This is a genomic window from Helicobacter sp., assembly GCF_014799995.1.
Classification (GTDB): domain Bacteria; phylum Campylobacterota; class Campylobacteria; order Campylobacterales; family Helicobacteraceae; genus Helicobacter_D.
Window position 1 is genome coordinate 1 of sequence record NZ_JAAVGY010000005.1, and the last position, 18,025, is coordinate 18,025.

An 18,025-nucleotide genomic window follows, 5' to 3' on the forward strand; every position below is an offset into this window, starting at 1 on the left:
TCTTCTACTGCTTTAGCAGTTTGTGCAGATTGTGCAATTGCATTTTGGTCTTTTTCTAAGCCGTGTTGGATATTCTCTATATTCTGATTGATTTCTTTTGCCATAATGCCGAATTCGTCATTGGAATTAAGATTTAATCGTGGTGGGAAAGTTTGGCTTTCGTGATTCACAACCTTTAAGAATCTAAATAAATAGGAGGAAATAGATTTCAATCGTGAAGTAATTTGCAATTTAGTAAAAATCATCATTCCAGCCGCAATGATAATAACAACCAAAATATTGGCAATGATTAAAATCCATCTTGCCTTTGTTGCCGCGGCATAGATAGAACTTTCTGGAGCGGACACAATCAAGGTCCAAACAGCAACTTTATTGCCAACTTCAATCGTGGTTACTGCGGTATGGCTCAACTCACCCAAAGAATTGATATAGCTAGACTCTCCCTCAATCTGATTTTCAATCATATGTTTGAGTTCATTCATTGAGGGGCTTTGATTGACTTCCCTTAGATACAATCCCAAAAACTCCTTGCGTCCGTGCGCCGCAATCGTGGAATCTGTCGCATAGATTCCTTTGAAATCACCCTTGAAAACAGCCTTATCGGGTCTTTGAAGGTCGTTTGAGATTTCTAACAAATCAATGAAAACACCCAAAACACCAATAGTTGTACCTCTTTCATCAACAATAGGTTGTCCGATTCCCACACCAAAAAATTCTTTCCCATCAATCTTAGTCCATAGAGGTCTTCCTACTGAAGGTTTTCCTGTGGATAGAACATTTTGCGCATTTTTAAAGTTTGCAATGGTTTCATTGGCTGTTCCAATATGACTTTTCCACACATCTCCCTCATCATCATTGACAGCCAAAATCATAAAATCCCCATTGGGCAATCTGTATTTGGCATCAATATGTTCTCCTCTGAATCTTGAATCCTTGAGTATCAACCACCCAAAAGCCCCTGCTCCATTGCTATTTAGAATATCCATTACATCTTGTTCCAAATAAGCAATATTCCCTCTATACACATCGCGTGCTACTAAATGTCTGGACGCATTCAGAGCGGTATAAATATCATTGAATACCCCCTCTACTTTATAAGCCTCACGTTTAGCTGCATTCACAAGCAACTTGTTAGCCGTCTCTTCTTGGATTCCCCTCAAAAAGCTTGTAACAACAAATGTAGAAATCAACATACAAACAATCAAAATACTTGAAAGTGCTAATATAATCTTACCGCCAATGCCCAATGACAACTTCATAGTGTTTCCTTTGCTATAAAAATTTGGAAGCTATTTTATTGACAAAATCATTAATATAAAATCAAAAAAAAAAAAAAAAAAAAACGAAAATTTGTTTCCAAGATTCTAATCTCGCTCTTACTCCATTTGATTTATAATTACACTTATGGAGGGTTAAATATGCTTAATGTTATTTTTGATATGGACGGGACATTGCTTGATAGTGAAAACTCTATTTGTGAGGCGATTAACGCGATTCGCAGGGATAAAAATCTGCCTGTGCTTCCAAAAGAAACCATACAACACGCGATTCACACACCAAATCTTAATTGTGCAAAGATTTTTTATGGGATAGAGGATTTTCCGCACAAGAGCTATAAAGTAGGCTTTGAGGCTTATTTCACAAAACACTATGAACAAAGTGCGGTATTGTTTGAGGGCGTGCGCGAAATGTTACAAATTTGCAAAGAGAGAAATTACTTTTTAGCCCTTGCTTCCAATGCACCACAAGAGGCACTAGAGGGAATCTTACAAAAGCACAAAATTCATCAATTCTTTAATATCATTCTTGGCACAAATGACACAATAGAATCCAAACCAAACCCTATGATGATTCACCTCGCATTAGAAAAAGCCCCTTTCCAATCTAGCGTCTTTGTCGGGAATTGTCTCAAAGACGAGGGTGCGGCAAAAAACGCAAAGATTCCTTATCTCCAAGCCAAATGGGGCGAAAAGGCACTGCAAAGCAATGAGTTTAGTACCGCGAAAGAACTTCTAGCAAAACTCCAAGACTACGAATCATAAGCCGCTTATAAACCTCAACCCTTAAGGCTTGCATATTCTTGCGATTCGCTCTTGCACATTCCCTAAACGAATCTTTTTAGCTAAAGTCTCATTGGTGTTGTCTCAAAATGCTATCATTTCATTTTGCTTGACTGATACCCGCTCTCATCACTTATAATTGTGTCCATATTCTAAAAAGGAGCAATCATGCACAAACAAACAAGCGCAAATAGCGCAAACAACGACAATGTGGCAGCCGATTCGAGCCGCCGCGAGTTTCTGAAAAAGAGCATTCTCGCAAGCGGAATCGTGGGCAGCGGCACGCTCGCAAGCGGGCTTTTCTCGCCCCTTGCCGCCGCGCCCGCCGCACAAAAGGAAGTCCTGCTTCCAAAAGAATCCCCCAAGCCAAACGTGGAACAGAATCTCGCCGAGTTCCAAAACGCGCAGCCCATCACAGCAAAGGGCTATGCGGCGACAAGCAAGGAATGGAAGTTTCGCCCCTACAACTTCACGCGGCATGCGGTGGGCGAGCACGACATCTTGCTCGAGATTCTCTACGCGGGAATCTGCCATAGCGATTTGCATGCCGTGAGCGGCGACCACCACGCGCCAACCTACCCCATCGTGCCCGGGCACGAGATTCTGGGCAGAGTCATCGCAGTGGGGAGCAAGGTGAGCAAATTCAAGGTTGGCGATTATGCCGGTGTCGGGTGTATGGTCAATAGTTGCGGCGAGTGCGAGGCTTGCAAGGCGAGCAAAGAGCAATATTGCCAAAACGGCAAGACCGTCTATACCTACAACAGCAAAGATGTCTTCCACAACAACGACATCACCAAAGGTGGCTACTCTAGTAATATCGTCTTGAGCGAAAAATTTGCCATTTCTGTACCAAGCAATGCCAAACTCGAGAAAGTCGCGCCATTGCTTTGCGCGGGGATTACGACTTATTCACCGATTATGTTCTCAAACGTCAAAAAAGGGCAAAAGGTCGCCGTTGCTGGGCTCGGCGGGCTCGGGCACATGGCAGCAAAATATATGATTGCGCTAGGCGCGGAGGTTACGGCATTTGATATTGTCGACAAGGCGAAAGAGGCGAAGGTGCTTGGAATCAAGCGATTTGTGAATGTCAAAAGTAAAGAATTTGCGCAAATCGCAAATGAATTTGACTTTATCATTAGCACGATTCCGTATCATTATGATGTGAATGATTACCACAAAATGTTAAAGTTTGGCGGCGAAATGGCGATTGTCGGCTTGCCCGCGCCAAAAGACAAGCCAAAGCTAGATTTTGACGCGTTTGTGTGGCAGTTTCAGAATAAAAAAATCTACCCAAGCGTGATTGGTGGAATCAAAGAAACGCAGGAAATGTTGGATTATTCTGTGAAAAACAACATCTACCCCGATGTCGAAATCATTCCGATTCAAAAACTCGATGAAGCATATCAAGTTGTCGCGGCGGGCAAGGTAAAATTCCGCTATGTGATTGATATGAGCAGCTTAAGTTAAGGGGGACAAAATGGCACGAGGAATGGCTAAAATCTTCGCGATTCTATTCGCAATATTTCTAGGAGGAACAAGCATGGCAGCAGACAAATGGGACAAAGTTTTCGCAAAAAGCGAACAGGTGAATGTGCAAAAAGTGCGTTTTAAAAATCGCTATGGAATCGAGCTAGTCGGGGATTTATATATTCCCAAAAATGTCGGCAAGCAAAAGCTCGCGGCAATCGCAATCGCGGGACCATTTGGCGCGGTGAAGGAACAAGCAAGCGGATTCTATGCGCAAACGCTCGCACAAAAGGGCTTTATCACCCTCGCCTTTGACGCGTCCTACACAGGCGAAAGCGGCGGCGAGCCCCGCAGTGTCGCCTCGCCCGACATCAACACAGAGGACTTCAGCGCGGCTGTGGATTTCTTGAGCAACCACGCAAATGTGGATTCTAAGAGAATCGGAATCTTGGGCATTTGCGGCTTTGGCGGGTTTGCCATCAATGCCGCCGCGATGGACACGCGCATTCGCGCCACGGTGGCTTCGACAATGTATGACATGACACGCGTAAGCGCGCGAGGATACAACGACACGATGGACGCAAGGGCGCGTTATGAGCTCAAAGAGAATCTCAATAAACAGCGCACGGAGGATTTTAAGAAAGGCACATTTGCAAAAGCAGGTGGATTGCCCGAAAAACTCACAGGAAATGAGCCGCTGTTTATCAAGGAATATTTTGAATATTACAAGACGCCGCGAGGATTCCACGAGCGTTCGATTAACTCAAATGGCGCTTGGAATCTAACATCATCGCTTTCAATGATAAATATGCCGATTTTGGCATATAGCGATGAAATCCAAAGCGCGGTTTTGGTCATTCATGGCGACAAGGCGCATAGTCGATATTTTGGCGAAGACGCGTTCAAGAAGCTAAAAGGCAAGAACAAGGAATTGCTGCTTATCAAAGACGCAAATCATGTCGATTTGTATGATAATGCGCAGAAGATTCCATTTGAAAAAATCGCGGCATTTTTCAATGAGAATCTGAAGTAATTAGATTTGCTCCTTGCTTGGCAATTTGCCTTGCGAGGGGCAAGCATAAAAGGAAAATAATGGACAAAGAACAAGCATTCGCATTTATTAGCGAGCAAAAAACCGCCTTTTTGGGCTCGGTGAATGAAAATGGATTCCCCATGATTCGGGCAATGCTCGCGCCAAGAAAGATAGAGGAGAATCAAATTTATTTCACGACAAACACATCATCAAACAAAATCAAGCATTATTCGAGCAACCAAAAGGCTTGCGTGTATTTCTATAAACGCGGACGTTTTAAATATCAGGGGCTCGGAATCATTGGCACGATAGAGATTTGCGAAGACATGCCCACAAAAGAGATGATTTGGCAAGAGGGCGACACGAAGTATTACAAAAAAGGCATCGGCGACCCCGATTATTGCGTCTTAAAATTTACGTGTATTGAGGCAGAATATTATTGCGATTTCAAGAAAGAAAGGTTTGTTTTTTGATGATACTGAAACGAAAATTGATGAAAGGGAATTGGCGCATGAGAATAATCTGGACTCTTTTCTTTTTTCTTTTAGTCTCCACCAACCTCTATGCGCTAACCAAAGATGAGGAAAACTTTTTACAGGCTTCACAAAATGGAGATATAAATAAAGTAAAAGAGTTATTAGCTTTAGGAATTGATGTCAATATACAAAATGAAGAAGGTTTGACTGCTTTAATGTATGCTTCATATAAAGGATATATAGAAATAGTGAAAGAATTAATAAAGAATGGAGCTAATATTAACATGCAAGATAAAGAAGGTTGGGCTACTTTAATGATTGCTTCATTTGAAGGTCATACAGAAATAGTTAGAGAACTGATAAAAGCAGGTGCTGATGTTAATATACAAGACGAATATAGTTTTACTGCTTTAATAGTGGCTTCAAGAGAAGGTCATACCGAAGTAGCTAAAGAATTGATAAAAGCAGGTGCTGATTTAAATATTCAAGCTTTTGGAGGCGATACTGCTTTAATATGCGCTTTTATTTGGTATAACAAAGAAATAATTATGGATTTAATAAAAGCGGGGGCTGATGTGAATATTCAAAATGAACTTGGTGATACTGCTTTAATACGAGCTGTAATTAATGGTGATACTGAAATAGTTAGAGAATTGATAAGAATAGGTGCTAATGTTAATATTAAAAATGAAAAAGGTAAAACAGCTTTAGATTATGCAAAAGAGGAAGGATATAAAGAGATTGTAGAACTTTTAGAGAAAAAAGGAAAGGAAGGTAAAAAATGATACAATCCATAGACCATATTGTCTTGCTCACAAAAGACATTCAAAAATGCCTCGCATTCTATGGCGAGATTCTCGAATGCGAAATCAAAGAGCAAAATGGACGCTATGCAATCTGCTTTGGCAATCAGAAAATCAATATCCACCAACGCTTTGGCGAGTTTCAACCAGCGGCAAGCAAACCTTGCGATGGGGCTTTAGACTTTTGCCTACTCGCAAAGGGCGACATCGAAGAAATCAAAAGAAAGCTTGAATCAAAGGGGGCAAAAATAGAAATGGGCATTGTCGAAAGAACAGGAGCAGTCGCAAAACTCGATTCGATTTATCTCAAAGACCCTGACGGCAATTTGGTTGAGATTGCCACACCAAAGAAATGAGAAGCCCTTGTTAAAGGTAACAAAAATGATAGCAAGAAGCATATAGAAGAATATGTATGGATTCTAAAAAAATAAAAACATAAAGGAGTAAAAATGAAAAAGCTACTATTGCTTAGTCTGTTCTTGTTTGCGAGTGCTTTTGCTGATGAAGCAAAAGTTAAAACCCTCGTGATTGTTTCGCACCCCTACTTTGAACATTCCACGTTTATCAAGGGATTAGAACAAGCCGCTAGGAGTGTCCAAGGTGTAGAGGTACGGAATCTTGAACAAATCTATGGCTATGACACGCGCGCCATTGATGGCAACCTAGAGCGCAAAATCACGCGCGAACATCAAAGAATCGTCTTTTTGTTTCCCACGCATTGGTTTAATATCACGCCAATGATGAAAGCCTATTTAAACGAAACATGGGGCAGCGTGGGACCGGGACTTTGGCAGGGCAAACAAATGCTTGTTGTCTCCACAGCAGGCGGTGGGCGCAGCACATATGGTAAAAATGGCAGAGTGGGCGTGGAGCTAAAAGACGTCTTTTTGCCAATGAAAGCAAGTGCCCTGCATTGTGGCATGGAATATTTAGAACCCTTAGTCTTTGAAGGTGTCAATTCTAGCCAACTAGAAAGCTACAAGCAAGCCTTGATTCAGAGGTTAAAAAATTAAAATAAGGAGCAAAAATGAAAACCCTCGTTGCCTTTTTTAGTGCAAGTGGAATCACAAAAGAAGTCGCGCAAACGATTGCGAATGTTGCCAATGCGGAACTCTATGAAATTGTGCCGCAAGAGCCATATAGCAAGGCAGATTTGGATTGGACAAACGAGCAAAGTCGCACGAGTCTCGAGATGAAAAACAATAAAACATCTCGCCCACAAATCGCCAATAGCATTGACATAAGCAATTACACGACAATATTTGTCGGATTTCCTGTGTGGTGGTACACCGCGCCACATATCATCAACACATTCCTCGAATCGCATGATTTTAGCGGCAAAACCATCGTTCCATTCTGCACAAGCGGTGGGAGTGATTTGAGCAATGCGCCACGCGATATGGCAAAGTCTGCACCCAATGCAATCTTTAAAACAGGGCGCAGATTCAACTTTGGAGAGAGCAAAGGAAGCATTAGAAAATGGCTAGAAACTCTCAAAATAGAGTTAGATTAATGAGCAAAAAGGAGAACAAATGGCTTGGACAATCATAGAAGTCTCGAAACAAACGGGAATCTCGCCCCATACTCTACGATTTTGGGCGAAAAAAGGGGTTTTTGAAACTGTGATAGACAGGGACGAAAACGGCGTGAAATATTTCAATAAACAAGCTGTGGAATGGGTCTCGTGGGTTAATTATCTAAGACACACGGGAATGAGCCTCAAGGACATCAAAAGATATGCCATTCTACTCACGCAAGGAATGAAAACGGCACAAGAGCGGCGAGAAATGCTCGTAAAACAAACGCAGTCTCTTAAGAATCAACTAGCGACAATTCATGAAACCATACAGGCGCTAGAAAAGAAAATTGGCATCTATGATGAAATGATAGCCACAGGTGTTGATTTGTTTAATTCCTGCAATGGTATGAAAAATTGCACAGACACAAAAGGGAGAAAAAAATCATAGAATCTGTTATAATATATTTTTGATTGCAACAAAGGAGCAAAGAATGGTATTTGGGAGTATTCTTATCATTGTTGGTATTATTGCTTTTGGAGTGATATGGCTTATTGGTGCTTATAATTCTCTAGTAACCTTAAAAAACCGCGCACAAAATGCTTTTTCGCAAATTGATGTGCAACTCAAGCGGCGATATGATTTAATCCCAAATCTCATTGAAATTGCCAAAAAATACCTAAGCTACGAGCAAGAAACCTTGATGAAAGTCATAGAGGCAAGAAACACTGCAAAAAGCGCACTAGATAATGTTGCAAAAAATGCACCCGATGCTATCAATGCACTAAATAGTGCTGAAAAATCCTTGCAAAATGCACTGATGAATTTCAATATGACAATGGAAGCCTATCCTGATTTAAAGGCAAATACTACGATGATGCAGCTAAGCGAGCAGCTTGCTTCCACAGAGAATAAAATCGCTTTTGCGCGTCAAGCCTATAATGATAATGTAACAAACTTCAGTACCTATAAACAAACCTTTCCGGTTAATATTATTGTGGGATTCTTTTCACAATTCGCACAAGATTTATCTCTACTAGAGTTTGAGGAGAAGCGTGAGGTATTAAACCAAGCACCCAAAGTGCAGTTTTAAGGTTTTTTTGCAATCTTATAGGGTGTGCTTATGGATTTAGTAGATTCTATTTTTTTGGATAATCATTTTCTTTTAGCCTTGCCTCTAAGCGTTAAGACTTTGCTTATGGTGTTTATCCTTGGGGTGTGGATAGTTACCTATAATAAATTTTCCAAAAAAAGCGGTATTTTGTTTCAAAGTCTTGCTACTTTCTTTGCGATTTTGTTCATAATTTTGTTGATTAATTCTTCCTCACAAATTGTAGATTTCCTAAATTCTTGCACAATGTTTTTTGCAGACATACGCACATCTCTAGGTTTTGATGCGCCCACTCGGTATTTTTTTAATATCAAAACCCTCATTGCACTTCTTGTCTTTGTCGCATTCTGCACACTCATTTTGTTTTTTATCACACGCACTATTTTGGGTAGGGAAGTGAAGCTATCCAATACATTTTGGGAGCATAAAGACACTGCACAATCTAAGATTTTGTGGTGCAACGCTCTTTTTTTTATAATGCTATTTTTGATTTTTTTGACTGCTTTTTCTTGCTTTGGGCTGATTTTTATTTTACTAGATAATCCTAGTGAGTTTAATGTAGCTGTGCCATCTTCTTTTGATTTCCCACCTAGAAGAATGGTTCTTGTAGCGGATAATTCTTCTGAAAATTTTCTTATTTCTCTAGCTTTAGCATTTGTTTTAGTTGCAGTGATTTTTTGCGCCTTTGTTTTTCAAAAATTCTCTTTGGCAAAGCACAGCATTGACAAACTCGCAAAAACACTCAATGCCACAGAAATTACAGAATCTAGTAATTTAGAACAAAAAGAACGAGTGCTTTTAAATGTGATTGCAGAAATGGCAATTGCCTCCTCTTGCCCTATGCCACGCGTGTTTATTCTCAAAGAGGAGAAAGGTATTAATGCAATGTGTAGCGGGGAATATTTTGGCAAAGAGAAAGAAAAAATAGCGATTTTTGTAACGCAAGGTGCGCTAGATTTTCTAAGTCGTGATGAGCTTCAAGGCGTGATAGGGCACGAGTTTTCACACGCTTTTCATCGTGATGTCGCACTCAATCTTAGAATCTTCGCACTTGTATTTGCTCTAAGCTGCTTAGTGGTGGTGGGTGAAGTGTTGCTTGAGGCGATGTCCAATAGCTCTAAAAGAACTTCTCGCTCTAAAGATGATGGCAAAGGCTTTGCCGCACTTGCTGCCATTGCATTTGTATTTTATGCGCTTGGATATGTCGGTATGTTTTTTGCGCAAATCATTCAAGCAGCAATTTCGCGTCAAAAGGAATTTTTAGCTGACGCCTCAAGCACACAATACACACGCAATCCTCAAGGCATAAAATCTGCTCTGCAAAAAATTGCACAGGTTTCAAGCACCTATGAAGCAGGTGAAGATTCTCCCAAAAAGCCCACCTATCTTACCAACCCCAAAGCAAGTTCTTGCGCACATATGTTTTTCCTGCCTTGCCGTGCTATGATTTTTGCCACACACCCTCCATTAGAGCAGCGAATCCTACGCCTAGAACAAATGGGCGCATTGGAATAAGCCCCAAAATCACGCACAAGAAAATTAAATTCGTAGCCAAAGAAACTTTATTAAGAGAATAGTTTTTGGTAATTTTCGCAAAAATCTCTTGACAAACACTAAGTATTAAGCCTTATAATATAATGTCAAAATATACTTTAAGATTGCAAAGGACGAAAATGCAAGAACATTCAAGGCGAAAATTTTTAAAAACAAGTGCGACACTTGCTACAATGGCTTTTTTCGGCACACAAGGACTAGCGCAAACCCCTAAGCAAACCCCCTACCCCCAAAGAAACATTGGGAATCTCAAAGTCTCAAGTATTGGCTTGGGTTGTATGGGAATGAGCGCAAATCATGGACCAGCAAGAGACAAAAAAGAAATGATAAAACTCTTGCAAAAAGCTGTCGATTTGGGCTATACATTCTTTGACACAGCCGAAGTCTATGGACCACACACAAATGAAGAATTGCTAGGAGTTGCACTCAAGCCCTACAAAGACAAAGTTGTCATCAACACAAAGTTTGGATTCTATTATCCTTTTGGAAAACAACAGCTTGATTCGAGCAGAAAAACTATCATTCGCGCCGTTGATGGGAGCTTAAAACGATTGCAAAGAGATTGCATTGACCTCTATACGCAACATCGAGTTGATATTGACACGCCGATTGAAGAAGTGGCAGAAACAATGCAAATGCTTGTTAAAGAAGGTAAAATCAAAGCATGGGCATTGGGCGAAGCGGGAGTTAAGACAATCCAAAAAGCATGCAATGTCTTTGCTCCTGTGGCAATGCAAAGTCAATATTCAATGGCTTTTCGCGAGCTAGAAAGCAATGGCATTATGGATACATGCGAAAAACTAGGCATTACGATTGTCGCATATAGCCCGCTTGATAGAGGGTTTTTGGGTGGAAGTTTTGATAAAAACACAACTTTCCATGCCACGCTAGATATGCGCAATTCTTTTCCGCGACTTTCTAAAGAAGCACTAGAAGCAAATCAACAAGTGATTGATTTTATTAGAAATGTGGCAAAGAGCAAAAGCATTAATGGCAAACCAGCAACCGTGGCGCAAGTTTCTTTGGCATGGATTCTTGCAAATAAGAGTTTTGTTGTGCCCATTCCCGAGACAACTAAGATTCATCGGCTAGAAGAGAATCTTAACTCTTGTCTGCTAACATTTAGCAAAGACGAGCTCAAAGAAATCAATAGCCAGCTTAGTAAGCTTGTCATCGTAGGTGAGCGATACGCTCCGGGTAGCGATGCAGCAAACAGCGTAGGGCTATAACCTAAAATAAAAGGAGAAACAATGCAAAATCACACTATCAATCGCCGCGAGTTTTTGAAAGTCGCGACAATACTAGGGGCAAGTTTGAGCTTAGGTGCTTCGCCACTTTTGGCAGCAGATTCTAAAAAACAAACCATGCCAACGCGCACTTTGGGTAAAGGCGACTATGCCTTCAAGGTTTCAGCTCTCGCATTTGGACTTATGGGGCTCAACTATCACCGCAGCAAAGTCGTGAGCGAAAAAGAGGCAGCAGAGATTGTCGCAAAATGCGTGGATTATGGAATCACGCTTTTTGATACCGCGCAAGTCTATGGACCAGATAGCAACGAAATCTTAGCGGGCAAGATTCTAAAGCCCTATAAAAATAAGGTTTTTGTTACGACAAAATTTGGTTTTGGGGCAAATGCCGATGTGCTCAATTCTTCACCAAAACGCATTAGAGAAGTTTGCGAGCAAAGCCTAAAAAGACTTGGAATAGAGCAGATTCCGCTTTTTTACCAACACCGCTTCGACCCTAAAACGCCGATTGAAGAAGTCGCGGGAGCTGTAAAAGATTTGATAAAAGAAGGCAAAGTCGCGCGCTTTGGTGTGTGCGAATTAAGCGCAGCAACGATAGAAAAAGCGCACAAAGTCTGCCCAATCACAGCCGTGCAAAGTGAATATCATTTGATGTGGCGCAATGTTGAAACCGAACTCTTTCCAACATTAGAAGAACTTGGAATCGGCTTTGTCGCCTATTCACCTTTGGCGCGCGGATATTTAAGTGGAAGACTAAGAAAAAATAGCGATTTCGACCCAAAAAATGATAATCGCGCAACCTTTCCACGTTACCAAGACGACACAATGACAGCAAATTATAAGATTGTCGAACTCTTAAGAGAATTTGGCAAGGGCAGAAACCCTGCCGCTAAAGATGGCAACGCGACCCCTGCTCAAATGGCAATCTCTTATCTTTTAATCAACAAGCCCTACATCGTCCCACTTTTTGGCACGACAAACCTAGCGCATTTGAGCGAAAATATTGAGGCATTGCTGATTCGGTGGGACAAAAAAGAGTTGAAAAACTTTGAGGCAGAGCTCGCAAAAATACAGATTCTTGGCGACCGCTACCCGCCAGAGCAGGCAAAGCGCGTGGGGCAATAAACAAAACCTATAAGCGGGATTCACTTTTGTGGCAAAATTATGCTATCATGCTAATGTCTTTGATGAAAAATGCCCAAAAACGCGCTATGATAGGGCTTCCAAGCCCATTGTGGCTCGGACATTTTCTACCATCGCGCGGCATAAGGGCGTTGATATAATAAAATATAGATAAAGGCGAGACATGGCAGCGCAGCCTCAAAAACTCGAATCGACCCTGTTTGTTGCCGCCGACAAACTCCGCAAAAACATTGACGCCGCCGAGTATAAGCATATCGTTTTGGGCTTAGTTTTCTTAAAATACATCTCCGATAGCTTCCAAGCTATTTTTGAAAGAGTGCAAAGTGGGGGTGGAGACACAGAGGACAAGGACGAATATCACGCACACAATGCGTTTTTTGTGCCCCCAAAGGCGCGGTGGGGTTACATTATGGAAAACGCCAAACAAAGCAATATCGGTAGCCTTTTAGATAATGCAATGCAAACCATAGAACAGGAAAATCCAAGCCTAAAGGGCGTTTTACCTAAAGTCTATGCCAAAGAAAATTTAGATTCCATTTGCTTAGGCGGGTTGATTGACTTGCTATCTAATCTCTCTTTAAGCGGAGAATCGGGAAGTAAGATAGCCCAAAGTAGTGACATCTTAGGACATATCTTTGAATATTTCTTGGGCGAATTTGCACTAAGCGAGGGCAAAAAGGGCGGGCAATTCTACACGCCAAAGAGTGTCGTAGAACTGCTCGTTTAGAGCCCTACAAGGGCAGAGTGTTTGACCCATGTTGTGGTAGCGGCGGAATGTTTGTGCAAAGCGAAGCTTTTGTGCAAAATCATCAAGGCAAGATTGACGACATCTCTATTTATGGACAAGAGAGCAACCAAACGACTTGGCGACTAGCAAAGATGAATCTGGCGATTCGGCAAATTGATTCTTCACAAGTCAAATGGAATAGTGAGGGGAGTTTTTTAAATGACGCGCATAAAGATTTAAAAGCAGATTTTGTGATTGCCAACCCGCCATTTAACGATTCTGATTATAGTGGCGAGCAACTCGCAAACGATGGACGTTGGAAGTTTGGAATCCCGCCAACGACAAACGCAAACTATGCATGGATTCAGCATTTCCTCTATCATCTCGCGCCAAAAGGTGTCGCCGGGTTCGTGCTTGCCAAAGGCTCGCTAACAAGCAACACAGGCGGCGAGGGCGCAATCCGCAAAAATTTAATTGAATCCAATCTAATCGATTGCATTATCAATCTCCCTGCCAAACTTTTCTTAAATACGCAAATCCCCGCTTGCCTATGGTTTATTCGCCGCTCTAAGACAAACCAAGAAATTCTTTTTATAGACGCGCGTAATTGTGGCGAGCTGATTAACCGCAAAAATCGCATTCTAACAAGCGATGAGATACAAAGAATCAGTCAAACCTACCATAATTGGCGAGCGGCAAAAGGCTACAAAGACATCAAAGGTTTTTGCAAATCCGCCTCTTTAGAAGAAGTCGCCGCGCTTGGCTATACGCTGACACCGGGCAGGTTTGTGGGGCTAGAAGAAAACGAGCAAAACTTCGACTTTGAGGCTGAATTTACACGTCTAAGGGCGGAGTTAGAATCTCAAATCAAAGAGGAACAAGAGCTCAACCAAAGGATTTTGGCAAACCTCGCGTTGATAGGTGGAGAGCAAAAATAGCCATTTTGTGCTACAATATTTTACAAAGTGGTTTTACGAGGTGGATTCTGCGGGGGATTTGATTAAAGAAAGAAATTCAGAGTATCCTCTCTTAAAGAGCACCCACCATTCACGGCGGTAAGACCTCTGAACTGAATAGGATTATAACAAAATAAAAATAAATGCAATATTAACGGAGAAATTGCGATGAGTAGCTTTAGTTTAGAAACTCAAAATCTGTGCAAGATAAAAAAAACTCTTTACTCACTGCCCACATTTATTAACACCAGATTTTGAAAATCGCATTAAGCAAAGCACAAGAGTTTTGCATTTTCATTATTTATGGGGAGCGTGCAGAGAAGCGCAGGCTGTTTTGCCTAAATTCCACACAGATAATCTTTTTGATTTTATTATGAGTTTTTATAATAAAAGGCGCAAATCTCATCAAGCGCATTTTTTACTTTTGCATTGTTTTGAAAATGCCTTGCGTAGCACATTAGCAGTAGAAATAGCAAATCTATACAATAACGACAAAGACGATTGGTTTTTAAAATCTCAAAGCCAAAACCTCAAAGAAAATAAGCTTTTAAAGCAGATTAAAAGTATCACCGAAAAAAGACATTTGCGAATTTCCGATTTTAAAGATACCTTTGAAGTTTTTGATATATTTTCTCTAGGGGATTTGCAACAAATTTTAGACAATCATTGGAGCGAACTCACTCCATTGTTCAAGAATCCAAAAGAATATAAAAATCAACCACTCCCAAGCTATGACACAAAAGCACATTTGATAGACAAAATTGATAAAATCCGCAATGCAAGAAATGAGATTTTTCACAACAAACCCACCAAAATAAGATTCCAAAAAGATTTAGAAATTTTGCTTTTGCGTTTAGGATATAATCTCTATGATGCCACCAATATAGGAGAGATTCAATCTTATATCAAACTGCAATATCATTATAACCATAAGAGTGATAAGGAGGAATTTGGCTTTTTTAAAATTATTGAACGGTTGAGGTGCATTATTTTCACACACAAAAGCAAAGTAAAAGGTAACTAATGGTGCAAACACAGAATGAAAATTTCTTCCAATCCCTCCACAAAGAGCAATGGAAAGAAGTCAGGTTGGGGGAAGTGGCGGAGATAAATCCATTAGAATCTATTAAGAAAAATACGATTGCCAAAAAGGTTTCTATGGATAATTTAGAGCCATTTAACAAGAAAATTTATTCTTTCAATGTAGAATCTTTTAAGAGTGGAAGTAAATTCAAAAATGGAGATACACTACTAGCAAGAATTACCCCTTGTTTAGAAAATGGCAAAACTGCTTTTGTTGATTTTTTAGAAAACAACGAAATTGCTTTTGGTTCTACTGAATTTATTGTTTTAAGGCAAAAGGAAAATATAAGTGATAAACACTTTCTATATTATCTAGCAAGAAGTGAAAATTTTAGAGAAACTGCTATCAAATCAATGACGGGAAGTTCAGGTAGAGAAAGGGTGCAAATAGAAGTCATAAGAGATTATGAGTTCCTCCTCCCGCCCCTCAAAGTCCAACAACAAATCGCGGAGATTCTAAGTAGTTTTGATGACAAGATAGATTTGCTTCATAGGCAAAACAAAACCCTAGAATCCCTCGCCCTCACTCTCTTTCGCCATACCTTTATAGACAATCCCAACCGCAACGAGTGGGAAATGGGGAAATTGGGGGATTATGTGAGGATAGTTTATGGTAAAAATTTACCAACTAAAAACTTGCTATCACAAGGATATTCTGTGTTTGGTGGAAATGGTAAAATAGGGTATTTTGATAAATATCTTTATAAAGAACCTCAAGTGTTGGTTTCATGCAGAGGTGAAGCATCGGGCAAGGTGAATGTTTCAGAAAGAAAGTCATTTGTAACTAATAATTCTTTGGTTTTAGAGAGAACAAAGGATAAGGACATAACTTTTTACTACTTGAAATATTACTGCTTGTCTAGTAATTTTTATATATATGTTTCAGGTTCAGCCCAACCACAAATTACTATTGAGGGACTATATCAGGCAAGTTTTTTAAAGCCAGATTTCAACACGATAAATGAATTTAGCAAAATAGTTTCAGATTTTGAAAATAAAATAGAAAACAATCAAAAACAAATTGAAACTTTGCAATCAATGCGGGATATGCTTTTATCAAAAATCTTAAATGAAAAAATGGAGGCGTGAGGGTTTTAAGATTCTTGTTGTGTTGTATTCTCTAAAACAAACCTTGCTTGTTTGCGTCTTAAAAACTCTGCTATATCTATACAATCAATCTCTAAGCTTTCGCAGACATTGGGAATTTTTATTGTATTTTTCGCATTATTGCCGCTTTTGGCTTCGTGCGTTACGATAGTGTAGGATTCTTGATAGGCAAGTGCTATAAGGAAATAATCTGCACCACTAGAAAAATCGCTGATTGCTTTTTGTGTATATTGCATTGTTCTAAGCGTTTGTGAAATGACTGCATAAGATTCTAAGCCTATGTTTTCTATGGATAGGAAAAATTCCCTATTGTTCAACCGCTCTTTAAATTCTTGCAAATTAGGATTATCAGAAGTTATTTCATTATAAACTTTGTCAATGGATTTTACAGAATCTAATCTAGCACATTTTTCTAAAAAATCCCAAAATCCCGGACAAATATCAAAGGCATAAAATCTATAAGCAGATTCTATAAAAATATTTGTATCAATAAGGTATTTAGTCATCAAATCCCCAATTCTTTGGCAAGTTTATCAAACTTATCAAATCCCTTAATATTAAGTAAATTCAGTGCTTCTTTAAAGGTTTCATAGCCATTAAGTGTATCAATGATAACACTTTGAGTAAAGTTTTTGCTATTGGAAGCAATAATATTGGAGTAATAATTACCTCCTTTGGAATCTTTATTTTTTGAAAATTTTTCTAACTCTGCATTTTTAAAATCCTGATATTTTTCATTATCTGTTAATTTAAGTAAAAGTGCTTTGGTAGCAAGTGCTAGAGAGCTTGCCATTTCAAAATTATTTTTCAATTTTTCTATATTTGCTTGAATAGGAATTTGTCGTTTCCATTTTGATTTAAAGGCTTCACTTGGCATTAGAATTTCTCCCGCAATGTTATTGCAACGGTATTCTTCTTCTAACTCAAAATCATAAGAGCTGACGCCACTATGTTTTAGTAAAATATGCGCTAATTCGTGCAAAAGGGTAAAAATCTTTCCATTTTCACTTGTATCTTTAGAATTTATAAATATAAGTGGTGCATATTCATCATAAATGGCATAGCCTCTGCATTCATTAAAGCTGATGGCTTTACGCGTTTGATTTTGTGAAATTCCGCTTTGCTGCACGATAATATTACATTGTTCAATATTGCTTTTAAGAAAAATAAATCTTTGCCCTTTTGAGTAATTTTTTGCTTTATCAAATTGTGTAATTTGCTTGATAGTTTGGATAATATCTTTATCTGAAGTTAAATTTTGATTTGCTAAAAACTTGCTGTGTCCATTCCTTATGAGATAATTTCTAAACCATTCTTGTTTTTTCTTGCTTGAAGCAATACAAGATTTAAGATTTTGACTAAATTCTGCACCATTACTTCTAAAATCTGGCAAAGATTCCTCCGCCTGTGGCATCTCATCTAAAAAGAGGTAAGCAAAAGGAATATCAAAAATATTTGCAAGTTTTATGAGTTTTTCAGTCGTAGTTTCAAAGGTTTTAGAGATTTGATTGATAAAATCTTGGAATTCTTGCGCTTTTTTCTTGCCAAAAATTTTAATAATATCGCTTTCTTGATAGGGAATATTTCTTATAATTTTGCTATTTTCATAATTCAAAATCATAACATATCCCCTAAAAGCTTTATAGTGTGCAGAGATTATAGCTAAAGATTGTATCGCTTATTCTTAATTTTGTTATAATATTTTTTAAATTTTTAATAATAAATTGCAAGTTAAACTCTA

The 18,025-nt window shown here is 39.4% G+C and carries 18 protein-coding genes and 1 pseudogene; 16 read left to right on the forward strand and 3 right to left on the reverse strand.

Annotation, left to right across the window (positions count from 1 at the left end; translation table 11 throughout):
- Positions 1 to 1,259 (reverse strand): PDC sensor domain-containing protein (locus HDT10_RS00900; RefSeq protein ID WP_290878995.1); only part of this gene is annotated, 1,259 nt, incomplete at its 3' end.
- A gap of 159 nt (positions 1,260 to 1,418) precedes the next feature.
- Between HDT10_RS00900 and HDT10_RS00905 the strand changes: the two genes are divergently transcribed.
- The 16 genes and pseudogenes from HDT10_RS00905 (at position 1,419) to HDT10_RS00980 (ending at position 16,266) form a co-directional block, all read left to right on the forward strand.
- Entirely contained in the window at positions 1,419 to 2,042 is a 624-nt protein-coding gene (locus tag HDT10_RS00905; RefSeq protein WP_290878998.1) for an HAD family hydrolase, read from the forward strand.
- A 186-nt stretch (positions 2,043 to 2,228) separates the two neighbouring features.
- Positions 2,229 to 3,527, forward strand: coding sequence for an NAD(P)-dependent alcohol dehydrogenase (locus HDT10_RS00910; protein WP_290879001.1), 1,299 nt, complete (start codon positions 2,229 to 2,231; stop codon positions 3,525 to 3,527).
- A gap of 10 nt (positions 3,528 to 3,537) precedes the next feature.
- Positions 3,538 to 4,560, forward strand: a complete 1,023-nt coding sequence (locus HDT10_RS00915) for an alpha/beta hydrolase (RefSeq protein ID WP_290879003.1) — start codon at positions 3,538 to 3,540, stop codon at positions 4,558 to 4,560.
- A gap of 59 nt (positions 4,561 to 4,619) precedes the next feature.
- Complete coding sequence (locus HDT10_RS00920) at positions 4,620 to 5,033, forward strand: pyridoxamine 5'-phosphate oxidase family protein (RefSeq protein ID WP_290879005.1); 414 nt, start codon at positions 4,620 to 4,622, stop codon at positions 5,031 to 5,033.
- A 38-nt stretch (positions 5,034 to 5,071) separates the two neighbouring features.
- A complete protein-coding gene (locus tag HDT10_RS00925; protein WP_290879007.1) occupies positions 5,072 to 5,821 on the forward strand; it encodes an ankyrin repeat domain-containing protein in 750 nt (249 codons plus the stop codon).
- Entirely contained in the window at positions 5,818 to 6,195 is a 378-nt protein-coding gene (locus HDT10_RS00930; protein ID WP_290879009.1) for a VOC family protein, read from the forward strand. Before HDT10_RS00925 ends, HDT10_RS00930 begins: the two co-directional genes overlap by 4 nt.
- A 93-nt stretch (positions 6,196 to 6,288) precedes the next feature.
- Positions 6,289 to 6,852: an NAD(P)H-dependent oxidoreductase gene (locus HDT10_RS00935; protein WP_290879011.1), complete on the forward strand. Its 564-nt coding sequence runs from the start codon at positions 6,289 to 6,291 to the stop codon at positions 6,850 to 6,852.
- A gap of 14 nt (positions 6,853 to 6,866) precedes the next feature.
- On the forward strand, positions 6,867 to 7,352 hold the full coding sequence (locus HDT10_RS00940; RefSeq protein ID WP_290879012.1) for a flavodoxin: 486 nt from the start codon (positions 6,867 to 6,869) through the stop codon (positions 7,350 to 7,352).
- 19 nt (positions 7,353 to 7,371) lie between these two features.
- Positions 7,372 to 7,806 carry a MerR family transcriptional regulator gene (locus HDT10_RS00945; protein WP_290879014.1) on the forward strand — a complete coding sequence of 145 codons (435 nt, stop codon included), beginning with the start codon at positions 7,372 to 7,374 and terminating at the stop codon, positions 7,804 to 7,806.
- 43 nt (positions 7,807 to 7,849) lie between these two features.
- On the forward strand, positions 7,850 to 8,449 hold the full coding sequence (locus HDT10_RS00950) for a LemA family protein (RefSeq protein WP_290879016.1): 600 nt from the start codon (positions 7,850 to 7,852) through the stop codon (positions 8,447 to 8,449).
- A 30-nt stretch (positions 8,450 to 8,479) separates the two neighbouring features.
- Complete coding sequence (locus tag HDT10_RS00955; protein WP_290879018.1) at positions 8,480 to 9,982, forward strand: M48 family metalloprotease; 1,503 nt, start codon at positions 8,480 to 8,482, stop codon at positions 9,980 to 9,982.
- Between the two features lie 158 nt (positions 9,983 to 10,140).
- The gene (locus HDT10_RS00960) at positions 10,141 to 11,250 is read left to right on the forward strand and encodes an aldo/keto reductase (protein WP_290879019.1); all 1,110 of its coding nucleotides are present in this window, start codon (positions 10,141 to 10,143) and stop codon (positions 11,248 to 11,250) included.
- A 21-nt stretch (positions 11,251 to 11,271) separates the two neighbouring features.
- Positions 11,272 to 12,393, forward strand: a complete 1,122-nt coding sequence (locus HDT10_RS00965) for an aldo/keto reductase (RefSeq protein WP_290879021.1) — start codon at positions 11,272 to 11,274, stop codon at positions 12,391 to 12,393.
- Between the two features lie 181 nt (positions 12,394 to 12,574).
- Positions 12,575 to 14,076 (forward strand): annotated as a pseudogene (locus HDT10_RS00970) (N-6 DNA methylase).
- Between the two features lie 304 nt (positions 14,077 to 14,380).
- Complete coding sequence (locus tag HDT10_RS00975; protein ID WP_290879023.1) at positions 14,381 to 15,118, forward strand: CAAX protease; 738 nt, start codon at positions 14,381 to 14,383, stop codon at positions 15,116 to 15,118.
- The gene (locus HDT10_RS00980; RefSeq protein ID WP_290879027.1) at positions 15,118 to 16,266 is read left to right on the forward strand and encodes a restriction endonuclease subunit S; all 1,149 of its coding nucleotides are present in this window, start codon (positions 15,118 to 15,120) and stop codon (positions 16,264 to 16,266) included. The genes HDT10_RS00975 and HDT10_RS00980 overlap by 1 nt, the downstream gene beginning before the upstream one ends.
- A 5-nt stretch (positions 16,267 to 16,271) precedes the next feature.
- On the opposite strand, the gene HDT10_RS00985 is transcribed toward HDT10_RS00980, so the two are convergent.
- Together HDT10_RS00985 and HDT10_RS00990 are read right to left on the reverse strand one after the other, a co-directional pair.
- Positions 16,272 to 16,790: a DUF4411 family protein gene (locus HDT10_RS00985; RefSeq protein ID WP_290879028.1), complete on the reverse strand. Its 519-nt coding sequence runs from the start codon at positions 16,788 to 16,790 to the stop codon at positions 16,272 to 16,274.
- Complete coding sequence (locus tag HDT10_RS00990; RefSeq protein ID WP_290879030.1) at positions 16,790 to 17,905, reverse strand: ImmA/IrrE family metallo-endopeptidase; 1,116 nt, start codon at positions 17,903 to 17,905, stop codon at positions 16,790 to 16,792. The genes HDT10_RS00985 and HDT10_RS00990 overlap by 1 nt, the downstream gene beginning before the upstream one ends.
- Between the last annotated feature and the right edge of the window lie 120 nt (positions 17,906 to 18,025).

Coding starts and splice junctions, on each gene's coding strand:
- HDT10_RS00915 (WP_290879003.1), top strand. CDS start 3,538: ATGGCACGAGGAATGGCTAAAATCTTCGCGATTCTATTCGCAATATTT.
- HDT10_RS00940 (WP_290879012.1), top strand. CDS start 6,867: ATGAAAACCCTCGTTGCCTTTTTTAGTGCAAGTGGAATCACAAAAGAA.
- HDT10_RS00985 (WP_290879028.1), bottom strand. CDS start 16,790: ATGACTAAATACCTTATTGATACAAATATTTTTATAGAATCTGCTTAT.
- HDT10_RS00960 (WP_290879019.1), top strand. CDS start 10,141: ATGCAAGAACATTCAAGGCGAAAATTTTTAAAAACAAGTGCGACACTT.
- HDT10_RS00980 (WP_290879027.1), top strand. CDS start 15,118: ATGGTGCAAACACAGAATGAAAATTTCTTCCAATCCCTCCACAAAGAG.
- HDT10_RS00950 (WP_290879016.1), top strand. CDS start 7,850: ATGGTATTTGGGAGTATTCTTATCATTGTTGGTATTATTGCTTTTGGA.
- HDT10_RS00955 (WP_290879018.1), top strand. CDS start 8,480: ATGGATTTAGTAGATTCTATTTTTTTGGATAATCATTTTCTTTTAGCC.
- HDT10_RS00910 (WP_290879001.1), top strand. CDS start 2,229: ATGCACAAACAAACAAGCGCAAATAGCGCAAACAACGACAATGTGGCA.
- HDT10_RS00965 (WP_290879021.1), top strand. CDS start 11,272: ATGCAAAATCACACTATCAATCGCCGCGAGTTTTTGAAAGTCGCGACA.
- HDT10_RS00920 (WP_290879005.1), top strand. CDS start 4,620: ATGGACAAAGAACAAGCATTCGCATTTATTAGCGAGCAAAAAACCGCC.
- HDT10_RS00930 (WP_290879009.1), top strand. CDS start 5,818: ATGATACAATCCATAGACCATATTGTCTTGCTCACAAAAGACATTCAA.
- HDT10_RS00945 (WP_290879014.1), top strand. CDS start 7,372: ATGGCTTGGACAATCATAGAAGTCTCGAAACAAACGGGAATCTCGCCC.
- HDT10_RS00935 (WP_290879011.1), top strand. CDS start 6,289: ATGAAAAAGCTACTATTGCTTAGTCTGTTCTTGTTTGCGAGTGCTTTT.
- HDT10_RS00925 (WP_290879007.1), top strand. CDS start 5,072: ATGAGAATAATCTGGACTCTTTTCTTTTTTCTTTTAGTCTCCACCAAC.
- HDT10_RS00990 (WP_290879030.1), bottom strand. CDS start 17,905: ATGATTTTGAATTATGAAAATAGCAAAATTATAAGAAATATTCCCTAT.
- HDT10_RS00905 (WP_290878998.1), top strand. CDS start 1,419: ATGCTTAATGTTATTTTTGATATGGACGGGACATTGCTTGATAGTGAA.